14 protein-coding genes and 1 pseudogene are annotated in these 13,283 nt (G+C 54.3%); 4 read left to right on the top strand and 11 right to left on the bottom strand.

The window, feature by feature from the left end:
- Nucleotides 1–10 precede the first annotated feature (10 nt).
- A complete protein-coding gene (locus tag J9253_RS20190) occupies nt 11–1,231 on the bottom strand; it encodes an RNA-guided endonuclease InsQ/TnpB family protein (protein ID WP_228291443.1) in 1,221 nt (406 codons plus the stop codon).
- Nucleotides 1,232–1,288: 57 nt separating this feature from the next.
- On the opposite strand from J9253_RS20190, the pseudogene J9253_RS20185 reads away from it, so the two are divergent.
- Nucleotides 1,289–1,381, top strand: a pseudogene (locus J9253_RS20185) (transposase); the annotation flags it as partial.
- Nucleotides 1,382–1,415: 34 nt separating this feature from the next.
- Here the strand turns inward: J9253_RS20185 and J9253_RS20180 are convergent.
- The 6 genes from J9253_RS20180 to queG form a co-directional block, all read right to left on the bottom strand.
- Nucleotides 1,416–2,102, bottom strand: a complete 687-nt coding sequence (locus J9253_RS20180) for a precorrin-8X methylmutase (protein WP_210222599.1) — start codon at nt 2,100–2,102, stop codon at nt 1,416–1,418.
- A gap of 9 nt (nt 2,103–2,111) precedes the next feature.
- Entirely contained in the window at nt 2,112–2,939 is an 828-nt protein-coding gene (locus J9253_RS20175; protein ID WP_210222598.1) for a DUF3298 and DUF4163 domain-containing protein, read from the bottom strand.
- A 9-nt stretch (nt 2,940–2,948) separates the two neighbouring features.
- Nucleotides 2,949–3,413 carry a methyltransferase family protein gene (locus J9253_RS20170; protein WP_210222597.1) on the bottom strand — a complete coding sequence of 155 codons (465 nt, stop codon included), beginning with the start codon at nt 3,411–3,413 and terminating at the stop codon, nt 2,949–2,951.
- Nucleotides 3,410–4,045 carry a pyridoxamine 5'-phosphate oxidase gene (gene pdxH / locus J9253_RS20165; protein ID WP_210222596.1) on the bottom strand — a complete coding sequence of 212 codons (636 nt, stop codon included), beginning with the start codon at nt 4,043–4,045 and terminating at the stop codon, nt 3,410–3,412. Before pdxH ends, J9253_RS20170 begins: the two co-directional genes overlap by 4 nt.
- 179 nt (nt 4,046–4,224) lie before the next feature.
- Nucleotides 4,225–4,518, bottom strand: coding sequence for a hypothetical protein (locus J9253_RS20160; protein WP_210222595.1), 294 nt, complete (start codon nt 4,516–4,518; stop codon nt 4,225–4,227).
- A gap of 109 nt (nt 4,519–4,627) precedes the next feature.
- Entirely contained in the window at nt 4,628–5,677 is a 1,050-nt protein-coding gene (gene queG, locus J9253_RS20155) for a tRNA epoxyqueuosine(34) reductase QueG (RefSeq protein ID WP_210222594.1), read from the bottom strand.
- A 58-nt stretch (nt 5,678–5,735) separates the two neighbouring features.
- Between queG and hisA the strand changes: the two genes are divergently transcribed.
- On the top strand, nt 5,736–6,470 hold the full coding sequence (hisA, locus tag J9253_RS20150) for a 1-(5-phosphoribosyl)-5-[(5-phosphoribosylamino)methylideneamino]imidazole-4-carboxamide isomerase (protein ID WP_210222593.1): 735 nt from the start codon (nt 5,736–5,738) through the stop codon (nt 6,468–6,470).
- 32 nt (nt 6,471–6,502) lie between these two features.
- The gene (locus tag J9253_RS20145; protein WP_210222592.1) at nt 6,503–7,459 is read left to right on the top strand and encodes a DUF808 domain-containing protein; all 957 of its coding nucleotides are present in this window, start codon (nt 6,503–6,505) and stop codon (nt 7,457–7,459) included.
- Here J9253_RS20145 and J9253_RS20140 read toward each other — a convergent pair.
- The 4 genes from J9253_RS20140 to orn form a co-directional block, all read right to left on the bottom strand.
- Nucleotides 7,452–9,461 (bottom strand): transglutaminase TgpA family protein, encoded by a 2,010-nt coding sequence (locus J9253_RS20140; protein WP_228291442.1) that lies wholly within the window; start codon nt 9,459–9,461, stop codon nt 7,452–7,454. The two genes, J9253_RS20145 and J9253_RS20140, sit on opposite strands and share 8 nt — an antisense overlap.
- Nucleotides 9,454–10,416: a DUF58 domain-containing protein gene (locus tag J9253_RS20135; protein WP_228291441.1), complete on the bottom strand. Its 963-nt coding sequence runs from the start codon at nt 10,414–10,416 to the stop codon at nt 9,454–9,456. The genes J9253_RS20140 and J9253_RS20135 overlap by 8 nt, the downstream gene beginning before the upstream one ends.
- Complete coding sequence (locus J9253_RS20130; protein ID WP_210222590.1) at nt 10,409–11,344, bottom strand: AAA family ATPase; 936 nt, start codon at nt 11,342–11,344, stop codon at nt 10,409–10,411. Before J9253_RS20130 ends, J9253_RS20135 begins: the two co-directional genes overlap by 8 nt.
- Before the next feature lie 92 nt (nt 11,345–11,436).
- Nucleotides 11,437–11,982, bottom strand: a complete 546-nt coding sequence (gene orn, locus J9253_RS20125) for an oligoribonuclease (protein WP_210222589.1) — start codon at nt 11,980–11,982, stop codon at nt 11,437–11,439.
- Between the two features lie 48 nt (nt 11,983–12,030).
- Between orn and J9253_RS20120 the strand changes: the two genes are divergently transcribed.
- On the top strand, nt 12,031–13,275 hold the full coding sequence (locus J9253_RS20120; RefSeq protein ID WP_210222588.1) for a M48 family metallopeptidase: 1,245 nt from the start codon (nt 12,031–12,033) through the stop codon (nt 13,273–13,275).
- Nucleotides 13,276–13,283: the final 8 nt, after the last annotated feature.

The raw sequence follows: 13,283 nt of genomic DNA, 5'->3' as shown, positions 1-13,283 counted from the left end.
AAGGGGATTCCTACTGCATTCCGCTAGATAGCTGACTGACTTCGGCGGGTTCCTGCTTCACAGAGCGGCTTAAGGCCGCATCTCCACAGGCTAACAAGCGGTATCCCCGCTCTTTGATATTGATCGCGCCGACATGATCGGCATGATTTTCATAGTGGCATTTCACGCACACAAACTTGGCTTGCGTCTGGCGGTTATCTGCCGACACATGATGGCATTCTGGGCATTCTTGACTGGTATAATGCGGCGGCACGGCAAACAACATCCCGCCTTTCCATGCCATCTTGTAGTCGAGTTGCCGTCGAAATTCTCCCCAACCTTGATCGAGAATGGCTTTGTTTAAGCCAGACTTCTGGGCAACGTTCTTGCCGGGGTTTTCTGCTGTGCCTGCCGCTGACTTCGACATATTACCGACCTGCAAATCTTCGATGAACACGAGCGCGTGGTTTTGGCTGAGCGTGGTCGTCGCCTTGTGCAGGAAATCGCGGCGGGCATTGGCGATTTGCATGTGAATTTTTTGAACGTTGGCTTGTGCTTTTTTCCAGTTGTTGCTGAACTTTTGTTTGTGCGCCATGCGCCGTTGGTATTTGGCGAGTTTGGCGGCTTTGGTTTTGAAGCTGTTGCGCGGTTCGAGGTACGTACCGTCGGAGAACGTGGCAAAACGGGCTATACCCAGGTCGATGCCGATGGCTGTCGTGGCTTGAGATGCAATTTTTTCCACTTCCCGCTGAGTTTGGATGCTGACAAACCATTGGCTGCCCTTGCTGGAAACCGTGACATTGCGCAGTTCTCCCAGCACATCGCGGCTGTTGCGGTAGCGTATCCAGCCGAGTTTTGGCAGAAAAATTCGGCTATTGCCTGGGTCGAGCTTGATTTGTTTGGGGTCAGGATAACGGAAGCTGTCACCGCTGCCTTTACGCTTGAAGCGGGGGAAATCAGCACGTTTCGCAAAGAAGTTTTGGTAGGCTTTATCGAGGTCTTTGAGGGCGTGTTGCAGGGGGTGAACCGGGGCATCTTTCAGCCACGGCGTTTCTTCCCCATTGCGCCATGCCGTCAGGTGTTTTGCCATTGCCACGTAACCGATGAATTTTTCGCCCGCTCCATGGTTGGCTTGCTGCAACGCTAATGCCTTGTTGTAAACGAAGCGGCATGACCCAGCAAAACGGCGTAGTTGACGCTGTGTTTCACTATTGGGCATGAGTTCGTATTTGAAGGCTTGGAGTCGTTGCATCCTCATATTGTAGTTTACGCCGTGTAGTTTGGTCTATGAGTTAATGACAACGACGCTTTATGGTCGCCCAGTTATTTTGCGGGTAGCTGTGGCGGTGCACCTATTTCTCTCATTCGCCAATACATTGGGCAGCAGCAGACACCACACTAAACACTCCGAACATAGGGCGGCTTCGCCACCCGCGCTATCCTCCCCGACCTGAAGGACGGGGTTTGCCGCGCAACCTGATCAAGGGTGGCGATTTCTGCTGCTGCATTGTCAACAGGCTATTCAGTGCTGCTGCGGCCAATACCCCGCCGCCGCGCGTGCCTTCGACCACGATGCATTCCACCCCCAAATCTTCGTGCTGTTTCCAGAGCATTTGTTTGGCAGCCTCGGCATTCACAAAGCCACGGGCGGAGGCAATCACCAAGGCGGGGGGTGGTGCGCCGTCCTTGAGGATTTCCAGCAAGCGGAACAAGGCCGTGCCCGATTGCCCAATCAGCACGATCCCCCCCGCCATGTAGCGTTTCCAGCAATCAACCCCCGTCATCGCACGGGTCTGTTTACTGCTTTTCGCTTGGGAGATCACCGATGCCTTGCCCAGAAAGCCGAACGGTTCCTGATAAAGCAAGCGTTTGCTCAACGCCTGATTGACCAGTTCCACGTCATACAGCAGGTTATTACGCAGCTTAATCGCCTTGTGAGCCACCGCTAACGCCCGCTCACTGAAGCGGATGGATTCCACCAACGACGGGTCGCCATAAGCCAGTACCATCTGGATAACGACCTGTTGCTGTTCCTCTGTAAAAGCATCCAGCACCAACAGTTCTCGCAGCAACGCATCATTTTGCTGGTGAATGCGCTCCGGGTCACGCAGGTATTCAATCATCAGCCAAGCTCATTTCGCCACCGTTGCCAAGGGGCTGGTGTCAGGAATCAGACCCTGAATATCCCCGTAAGCCACGGTGAAATCAGTCGGCCCCATCGCGTAAGGGGCCACTTCATAAGGGTTGAAATTAAACACTAGGCCATTTCCCAACACGCCGAAGTTGGTGTTTACCTTGAAAATATTATTGGCAAACCAGAAGCCAGCCCCATCCAAACTGGTGGAGGCAGACAAGCCACGCGCCTTACGGAAAGCCTGTTCACCCACTTTATTCAGCTCTGTTTCATAACCTGCCGCTAGCAATTCATTCAGGGTCAGTTGCTTACCACTGTCCAGATCGAGGACAAAATAACGTTGCCCGCTAAAGGGGTGCGCCCCGCCGGTATAGCCGGATTCACTGAAATTCAGGGTAGCCAAGTGGTCGGATGCAAAACTGACCTCAACCTTGCGCTCCATTTCCCACAAGCCCATTGCATCCGGCACTTCGTTGTAAGCACTGGCAAACATGCTGGCAAACTCCTCCGGCGTGGCGGGGGGTTTGCCTTCGGCATCACTGTATTCCAGCACTTGCTCCTGAATAAACTGGTTAATTTTTGCCGCAGCCTGAGGATTCCCCGCCGCCAACACCTTGGGATAGGTCAACTGCAAATTGGCACAACGGATATTTTCCGGGGTTGTCTCCGGCGCACCGGGGCATTGCGGCCCACCGGCACGCTGAAATTCTACCGTTTCCAGTTTCAATGGCCCGCTGATACTGTTTCCACCCAGAATCGGCAGTTCCAGTTTACAGCCTGATACCAGCAGCACACTCGCCGCCAACAGAGTCGCTCTTGCTAACATGAACCTTCCTCACCACAACCAGCGGGAAACCCGCGTTTTGTACTCAAGATACGCGTCACCAAAGGTTTGTTCCAGAATTTTTTCCTCGGGCATGATTTGTTGCAGGGTCAGCACCCACACGAACAGCGGTACTAGCAAAAACGGGCTGAGACTGCCCAGCCAGATACCCCAGCCGAGCAGGATAATCAACATACCCACGTACATCGGGTTACGGGTATAACGGTACGGGCCTTGCGTGACAAGGGCTTGGGTACGTTCGGGGTGGATCGGGTTAAACGTGGTATGCGCCCGAAAAAACAAACCCAACGACCAGAAATCCATCAGCACCGCAGCAGCGATCAGCACCAAGCCCAGCCGGTTCCACGGCGAAGCAATCAGCTCAAGCAGCGGCAACCATTGATCGGCTGCCCACATCATGCCCACAAAGGCCAGCAGGTAAACCGGTGGTGGAATCTTCAATTGCAACGCATTCATGGTGCTAACCTCTCAATATCCCAGCCTTCCCCATTGCGGCGGTATTCAAAACGGTCATGCAAGCGGCTGGAGCGGCCTTGCCAGAACTCGATGCTATCCGGCACGATGCGGTAGCCCCCCCAGAAATCGGGTAAGGGAATTTCACCGGCACTGAATTTACGCTTCATTTCATCCAGCTTGATTTCCAGCAACTTGCGGGAGGTAATGATGGAACTCTGCGCAGAAACCCACGCTCCCAACTGGCTGCCACGCGGACGGCTGGTGAAGTAGCGCAAGGATTCCAGTGTCGGGATTTTTTCCGCACGCCCGGTAATCTCCACCTGACGCTCCAGTTCCTTCCAGAACAGCAACAGGGCAACCTGAGGGTTTTCAGCCATTTGCTGCGCTTTCTGGCTATGGTAATTGGTGAAAAATACAAAGCCGTTGGCATCAAAGGATTTCAGTAATACGGTGCGTAAAGTGGGTTTGCCTGCCGCTGATACGGTGGCAATTTGCATGGCGGTTGGTTCCAGTACTTGACCGTCTATCGCCTGCTTCAGCCACAGACTGAACTGTTGGTAAGGGTCAGGGTCTAGTGTATGACGGCTCAGGCCAGCTTGTGTGTAATCGTTACGTAGTGATGCAATATCCATGTCTCTAACTTCCAATGATTGCCAGTGGTGTGAGTGGATTTTACCTGAAAATAAAAAAGCCAGACCCAAAATAGCGGGTCTGGCCAAAAAGACACAAAGGAAGGGCTAAGACCTTTGCGTCAAAGTGGAGTCCGCGTTGGACTCCAGGGGCTAACAAATAGGGCTTATCTTATACCACATTATTGCAATGAGTAATATTGAGATATAAATTTTTCTTCTTGCGAAGATACGGCGTGTGACACATTAATCATCGAGGCAGACACCGTATCCAGCGGGTTATTCAAAGTCGGGCTATAAGGCATAACAGCACTCATAAACGGGCTTCGGGCAGCGGGTGGAGCTGGCATACCGTAAGCGCTATAAGCACGTTCTTGCCACATACTGTATAAAGCATTGCTCTGGACACTTGCGCAACCGGGTAATATTGTCACTGCCAGTAGCGCCAATAACACACTCATTCTTTTAATTTTCATCGCGTTACTTGGGGATTTGTGTTTTCGATGTGGCTATCATGCCCAAAACATTTTAACTTTCATAGAAACTACAGATGTGCGGATAAAAAATAAAGATAAAGCGTGGGGACTAGCTGCTAGCGCCTTGTTTGTGCTGATCAACGGCCCACTGAATATGCTCTTGCACTAACACACTTACAATTTCTGCCTGCTTTTTCTGTAGCAATGCAAGGGTCTCATCACTGGCAGGCGCATTCCCCAGCGCTACCGCAATATTACGCAACCAGCGTTCGTAACCAATACGGCGGATTGGCGAGCCTTCCAGTTTGCGCATGAAATCGCTTTCACGCCATTGGAACAACTCGCCGAGGCGGGCGCTATCCAGACCGTTACGCACCGCAAAATCAGCTTCCGGTGACGTTTGCGCGAAACGATTCCACGGGCAAATAAGCTGACAATCGTCACACCCATAGATGCGGTTTCCCAACAGCGGGCGCAATTCCAGCGGAATACTGCCCTGATGCTCAATAGTAAGGTAAGAAATGCAGCGCCGCGCATCCAGCGTGTAAGGGGCAAGAATGGCTTGTGTAGGGCATACGTCGATACAGGCACGGCATTGCCCACAGTGATCAGAAACACTGCTGGTTTCTTCTAACGGCAAATCCGTATAAATCTCACCCAGGAAAAACCACGAACCCGCTTCACGGCTGAGAATATTGGTGTGTTTACCCATCCAGCCCAGCCCGGCTTTGACTGCCAGTGGCTTTTCCAGCACTGGCGCACTGTCGGTGAAGACCCGATAACCGAAACTACCGATCTCGGCCTGCAATTGCTGGGCAAATTTTTCCAAGCGCTGGCGTAGCACCTTATGGTAATCACGCCCCAGCGCATAACGGGAGATGTAAGCACGTTCGGGGTGATTCAGCAGCATTTCAGCATCCACGCTATCGGGCGGGAAATAATCCATGCGCACACTGATAACGCTCAACGTACCGGGAACCAACTCGGCGGGGCGGCTGCGTTTGCTGCCGTGATGCGCCATCCACGCCATATCGCCGTGATAGCCTTGCGCCAACCAATCCAGCAAACGTTGCTCAGCAACCGACAGGTCGATATTGCTGATACCGACAGCGTTAAATCCCAACGCCTTGCCTAGCGCCTGAAGTTTGTCAACGATCATACTCCCCAGAACCTCCTGTTTTGCGGTAGCATACCGCAACTCAACCAAGGATGTGACTATGCTACTGATCCCCGCCATTGATTTGAAAGACGGCCAATGTGTGCGCCTGCGCCAAGGCCGCATGGAAGACACCACGGTATTCGCCAGCAACCCCGTCGAGGTGGCGCAACGCTGGGTAGACGCGGGCGCCCGCCGCCTGCATCTGGTCGATTTGAACGGTGCGTTTGAAGGCAAACCTGTAAATGGCGACGTGGTTCGCGCTGTCGCGGCACGTTTCCCGAATGTCCCGGTGCAAATTGGTGGCGGCATCCGCGATGCGGCAACCGTCGCGGCGTATCTGGATGCGGGCGTGCAATATTGCATTATCGGCACGAAAGCGGTGCAAGAGCCACAATTCGTCATCGACCTGTGTAAGCAATTCCCCGGCCACATTATCGTCGGTATTGACGCGAAAAACGGCATGGTAGCCACCGATGGCTGGGCAGCAGTATCAGCCGTGTCAGCCATAGAACTGGCCAAGCAATTCGAGCAAGCAGGCGTAAGCGCGATCGTTTACACCGATATTGCCCGCGATGGCATGATGAAAGGTGTGAATGTGGAAGAAACCGCCAAGCTCGCCGCCAGCATCAAAATTCCGGTGGTCGCTTCGGGTGGTGTTACCAATATGGATGACATCACAGCACTGTGTGCCGTAGAAGATCAGGGTATCATGGGTGCAATTCTGGGACGCTCGATTTACGAGGGTACGATTGATCTGGCGGCAGCCCAAGCCTACGTCGATCAGCAGACTTAAAGACAAAAAATCATTCTAATCAGGAGTTTTGCATGGCGGGTGGAAGCCTTTTAGCCTTACTCGACGACATCACCACCGTACTGGACGATGTTACCCTCATGACCAAGGTAGCGGCGAAAAAAACCGCTGGCGTGCTGGGCGATGACCTCGCCTTAAATGCCGAACAAGTGTCCGGGGTACGCGCCGAGCGCGAATTGCCAGTCGTATGGGCCGTTGCGAAAGGCTCGTTTCTCAACAAGCTGATTCTGGTGCCTGCTGCGCTACTGATCAGTGCGGTGGCTCCGTGGCTGATTACCCCGTTACTGATGATCGGCGGCGCGTATTTGTGTTACGAAGGTTTCGAGAAAATCTTCCACGCGCTCATGCACAGCGGCGCGGCAAAACACGCTGAAGATGCCGAACTTCTCGCCGCTGCCCGCAACCCTGACATCGACATGGTGGCGTTTGAACGGGACAAAATCAAAGGCGCTATCCGCACCGATTTCATACTCTCGGCTGAAATCATCGTGATTGCACTGGGCACGGTGGAAAACGCCCCACTCATCACCCAAGCCCTGACCATTTCCGTCATTGCCATCGTCATCACCGCTGGTGTTTACGGGTTGGTGGCGGGCATCGTCAAGTTGGATGACCTCGGCTATCATTTAATCAAGGAGCGCGTAGCCAGTGGCGTGAACGACTTCCGTCAATCCTTGGGGCGCGGTATTTTGTGGTTCGCCCCGTGGCTAATGAAAACCTTGTCCGTGGTGGGAACAGCCGCCATGTTTCTGGTCGGTGGCGGCATCTTGCTGCACGGTATCCCGCATTCACACGAATTCACCCACGGCGCGGAACTGTTTGTGCAACAAGTTGGCTGGGCAGGCAATGCCTTAAAAGCCATCACCCCCACTTTGCTGAGCGGTGTCTTTGGCATACTCGCCGGGGCAATCTTGCTCACCATCATCGCACCGACCACTGCATTGATCGGCAAGTTCAAACAAACTACCTGATCTTCCCCAACAACGTTTTCAGCCGCCGGGTAGCCACACGCCCGTCGGCGGGCGGCGCATAACAAATCCCCTCATACACCTGCGTAAACTCGCGGATCACCTCTGCCAAAGCAGGCAAATGTTCCGCTGCTTGATGGGCAAACGCCCCCGGTGCATCGCCCGGTTCACGCCTTGCCCCACGCTTTGCCAATGCCTCGCAAAAATGCCGGTAAAGCCGATGTTCGGGCGCTTCCGGTTGCCTACGCTGCGCCATGCCCAAGGCCAGCAACCAGAACAAGCCAATCGCCGCAAACAGGCCACCCGCAAACAAAGCCACCTTTCCCACCGACAAATCCCCCAGCACAGACTTCAACAACGCTGCCTGTTCCTCACGGTCATAGCCCAGCACCCAACGCCGCCAGCCGTATTGCACCGTATCAAGCTGCTGACGTATCCCGTTCAACCACGGAATCTTGCGGGCAGACAATACCGAATCCGCCAGAAAACTGCCTTCCGCCTGTACCGCCACTTCCAACCCCTGTTCGACACGACTAGGTGCAACCGCCGTGGTCGGGTCAACCCGCACCCAGCCGCGCCCCGCCAACCACACTTCCGTCCACGCATGAGCATCGTACTGGTGTACCGCCAGATATTGCCCAGCAGCATTCCATTCCCCACCCTGATAACCCACCACGACCCGCGCTGGAATCCCCGCCGCTCGCATCAGGAAGACAAAGCTCCCGGCATAATGCGCACAAAAGCCACGCTTTGAATCGAACAGGAAAGCATCAACCGTGTCCCGCCCCCCCAACATCGGCGGGTTCAAAGTGTACTCAAATGCCTGATCATGGAAACGTGCCAGCACCTTGTCGATATAAGCCTGTTCACCACCTGCCTCACCCCGCAAACGTTGCGCCAGTTCGCGGCTACGCTTGTCACCTGTTGACGGCAAGCCCAAGGCCAGAGTACGCAAATACTCCGGCAATGCAACATCGCGCTGTGTCGCCGGGTAACTCACCGCTTTCAACAGAAAGGGCGCTTGCAACGCCTCTTGCGCCATCACCCGATAATCCGCGCCACGCAACACATCACCTTCCACCTCCACTGCGGGCGAGAGGGTAAACAGCCACGGCTGCCCTGAGGTTTCATATACCGCTTCATACGCTACCGGATTGCCCTGCACCTGCATACGTTCAGGCTGCCAGCGATAATGACTCATCAAAGCGGTTTTCAATTGGTACACATCGTAATCGCGATCAAACTGCCGCCACTCATGCCCATCGAAATGGTTCAGTACCAAACCCTGCCAATACAACTCATGCTGTGCCGGGCGCTTGCCCTTGAACGTTACCCGAAAAGCCAGCTCATCCGACTTACCCAGCTTCTCAATATCGCCAGGAGCCATGCGATCCGTCATACCAGTCTGCGTCTGCCCACTAGCCAAAGGAATACTCCATAACGGCGCTATACGTGGTGCAAACACAAAAATCACCATCATCAACGGCAAGCATTGCAACAGCATAAAAACCGCCAACCGCAGATTGAAACGCACACTTTGCCCCGTCGAAAACTCAGTTATCGCCTGCTGCACGCCGACCAATGCACCGGTCAGCACCACCATCGACACCATCCCGTACAAGGCCGCCATCAACGATTGCGTATACAAAAAATGCAACGCCACCAGAAAATAGCCAATGAAAATCACCACAATCGCATCGCGGCGCTGCACCACTTCCAGCGACTTGAACGCAAATCCCAGCAGCAACAAGGTCGCCATTGCATCCAACGACGGGAAGCGTAAACCGCTCAATAATAAGCCACCCACGCCCAACCCGATCAGCAGCAACTTCACCACATTTCCCGGTTGCGAGGCAGCGCCAGCTAACACCCGCAAACGCCACCATGCCACCAGCAGCAACACGGGTAATAACCACAGCGGCAGGTCGAACAAAAATGGCAACATCACCACCAATTGCGCTGCCAACAACCAAATCATACCGGTATAGGTAATCTGTTTATTCACTCGCCACCCCAAACAAGGCCAGCGCCTGCAAACAGCGGGCTTTGTGTGCCTCGCCCTTGCCCGGTGCAATCACTTTACCCGGCAGTTTCAAACCGTATTGGCGCTGCTCCTGGTGGAAATCCAGCACCTTGCGGCATAAGTGCGACAAACGCACCTCGATCCCCGGCATGGGCAATTCATCCCAATCCAACCACAAGTCATGGCTGGCGTAATCGACAAAAGTTTTGGTGTACAGCTTGCCGGTCTGGGCAAATTTAGCCCAATGGATACGTTTCGGACCATCGCCGTGCTGATAGTCACGAACCCCACTGAAATCACTGGTTCCACCGGCAATTTCCAGCCCGTCATCAGTGGTTACGCCGTGGGATTGACCTATCGGTTGAAAAGCCTTCTCCACTGGCGCGGGGTAGACCAGCCCTTGCACATCCAGATACACATACGACCACGCCACCGCCAGACCCGTCGGGTAACGGGTGGAAACCTGCAAGCGGGGCGGTTTGAAATAGCCGCGTCCCTCGGTGCTGTGCGACAGTTTCACCCGCAAGGTTTGCGCGGAAATCAGATCGACCTGTACCTGATCTTCCCCTTTCCACGCCAGTTCCAGCGCATATTTCGTCTGCTTAACGGGGCGGCTCAGCTCCACTTCGAGCACGGCTTTTTCCCCGGCGAAACAGGGTTCCACCCCCATCGCGGTCAGCGTCAGACCGGCGAGATTACGCCACGTGTAAAAAATATTGAGCAACAGCAAGGCCAGCAGCCAAAAGCTGATGATGTACACCAGTGAATTCTGGAAATTGATGCCCAGCAAGAACAGCAGGGCAATCACCCCCACCAACCCTAACGCGGTATTGCTGGGAACAATGAATATTTTACGCTGGTTGAGCGTGGTTTCGCGGGCGCTGGGCAAACGCTGCCGTAACCAACCATCGAGTTGCGCCCGCAAGGCATTAGCCACGTCCGCCCCCGACAACATCGACTTTGCCGAGGATTTGCCGCGCCAGTTGTTCGCCCTGTGCCTCCTGCCGCCCGATAATGCGATGCCCAGCAACCGCAACGAAAACCGCCTGCACGTCTTCTGGCAACACATGCCCACGTGCCTGTAATAGTGCCCAGGCTTGCGCACTTTTAACCAGCGCCAGCGCCCCGCGTGGTGACAATCCCAGATGGCACACCTCGGTTTGGCGGGTATAAGCAATCAGGCGTTGCACGTAATCCAGCAGGTTATCAGTCATTTTCACCTGTGGAACCAGTGATTGCAGGGCTTTCAAGCGGCTTTCATTTAATACCTGCTGCATACTCGCCAGCAACATCCGGCCATTGCGGCCTCTCAGCAAGGCACGTTCAGCCTCTGGGTTGGGATAGCCAAGGGAAAGGCGTATCAGGAAACGGTCAAGCTGCGATTCGGGCAAAGGAAAGGTTCCCGACTGGCTTTGCGGGTTCTGGGTGGCGATCACGAAAAAGGGCGCAGGCAACGGGTGCGTCGTGCCATCGACACTCACCTGACGCTCTTCCATCGCCTCCAGCAAGGCGCTTTGCGCTTTGGGTGTAGCGCGGTTGAGTTCATCGGCAAGAAACACCTGACTGAAAACCGGGCCGGGGTGAAAGCGGAAACGGCCTGCTTGCTGCTCAAACACCGAAGCACCAATCAGGTCGGCGGGCAACAAATCGCTGGTGAATTGCACACGTTTATATTCCAACCCACAGACATGGGCAAGCGCGTGTGCCAGCGTGGTTTTACCCATGCCGGGCAAATCTTCGAGCAACAAATGACCATTCGCCAACAAGCAGGTCAGCGCCAGTTGCACTTGCTGCTCCTTACCGTGGATCACCTTGTTTAATTGCGCAAGCGTAGCCTGGATAAGCTGGGGGGCTGCGGTTGTCATCGTTTATCCGTTATTGTTATTGATGGGTTTGGGAGAAACTGTACAGGATGGCGCAAACCTTGCCTATGCCGGGGCGACGGGCTGCAACATGCTCAAACCCGGATAAAATGCTCACGGTAATACTTCAGCTCATCAATCGAGTCATGCACATCGGCCAGCGCCAGATGCTGTGATTCTTTCTTAAAACCTGCCGCCAGCCCCGGCTTCCAGCGGTTTGCCAATTCTTTCAAGGTACTCACATCCAGATTGCGGTAGTGGAAAAACCTCTCCAGTTCTGGCATCTGACGGGCGAGGAAGCGCCGATCCTGACAAATGCTGTTGCCGCACATCGGCGATGCCCCCACTGGCACGTATTGCTTGAGGAAAGCCAGCGTCGCTTGTTCCGCATCCGCTTCTGACAAAGTGCTCGCTTGTACCCGTTTGATCAGGCCGGAACCACCGTGTTGTTTCTGGTTCCAGTCATCCATTTTGGCCAGCGTCGCCTCCGGCTGGTGAATCGCGATCACCGGGCCTTCCGCCAACACGTTCAAGTCTTTGTCGGTGACGACGGTGGCAATTTCGATAATGACATCGTTGAACGTATCCAGCCCGGTCATTTCCAGATCGATCCAGATCAAATTTTCCTGATTCATGCTCATTCGGTTACACTGTAATTACTTTAGGGAATCTGGAATATAACAGACATTATGCAAACCTTTACCTACATTTTCCTCGCCTTCCTGCTGGCTTCGACGCTGGTACAAATTTACCTGTCGTTGCGCCAGAAGCAGCATGTCAGCACCCACCGCAGTGCCGTTCCTGCCCCGTTTGCCGACAAAATCACGCTGGATGAACACCAGAAAGCCGCCGATTACACCCTCGCCAAAGGCGGCGTGGGGCGCATCGACCTGCTGATCGGTCTGGTTGTTTTACTGGCGTGGACACTGGGTGGCGGGCTGGAATGGCTGGATCAGCAATGGCGCAGCTTCGGCTGGGGCGACCTGTATACCGGCACGGCGGTCATCATTAGCCTAATACTCATCGGCAGCCTACTGGACATGCCGCTGTCGCTGTACCGCACCTTTGTGCTGGAAGAACGCTTTGGCTTCAACAAAATGACGCCCGCCACCTTCCTGATGGATTTGCTGAAAGGTGCGGCACTGTCACTGCTGATCGGCATTCCAGTGGTGATGCTGATCCTGTGGCTGATGGAATCGGCGGGCAGCCTGTGGTGGCTGTATGCGTGGGCAGCGCTGACCGCGTTTTCGCTGCTGATGACGTGGGCATACCCCAAATTCATTGCGCCGCTGTTCAACAAATTCAGCCCGTTGGAAGAAGGCGAAGTCGCCGACCGTCTCAATGCGCTGCTAACACGTACCGGCTTCAACAGCAAAGGCGTGTTCATTATGGATGGTTCGCGCCGTTCCGCCCACGGCAATGCTTATTTCACCGGGTTTGGTAAAAACAAGCGCATCGTGTTTTTCGATACCCTACTCAAGCATTTGACCCCGGCACAAGTGGAAGCGGTATTAGCGCATGAGCTGGGGCATTTCAAACGTAAGCACATTGTCAAAGGCATGGCACTGTCCATGATCATGACGTTAACCGGTTTTGCCGTACTGGCATGGTTAATGGGGCAAACATGGTTCTATACTTCCCTGAGCATCAGCCAACCTTCCACCTACATGGCGTTGTTATTGTTTGTGCTGGTCAGCCCTGCCTTCACCTTCTTCATTGGCCCGATCATGGCGTGGTGGTCACGCAAACATGAGTTTGAAGCCGATGAGTTTGCCGCACAACAATCCAGTGGGACGGAACTGATTGCCGCGTTAGTGGGTCTTTATAAGGAGAATGCCAGTACTTTGACACCCGATCCTTGGTACTCAGCGTTCTATGACTCGCATCCGCCAGCCGCGATACGGATTGCGCATTTACAACAACAAACTGATTAAAGAGTAGT

It is taken from the genome of Thiothrix litoralis (assembly GCF_017901135.1).
Classification (GTDB): Bacteria; Pseudomonadota; Gammaproteobacteria; order Thiotrichales; family Thiotrichaceae; genus Thiothrix; species Thiothrix litoralis.
This window is presented reverse-complemented; position numbering and strand designations above follow the sequence as displayed.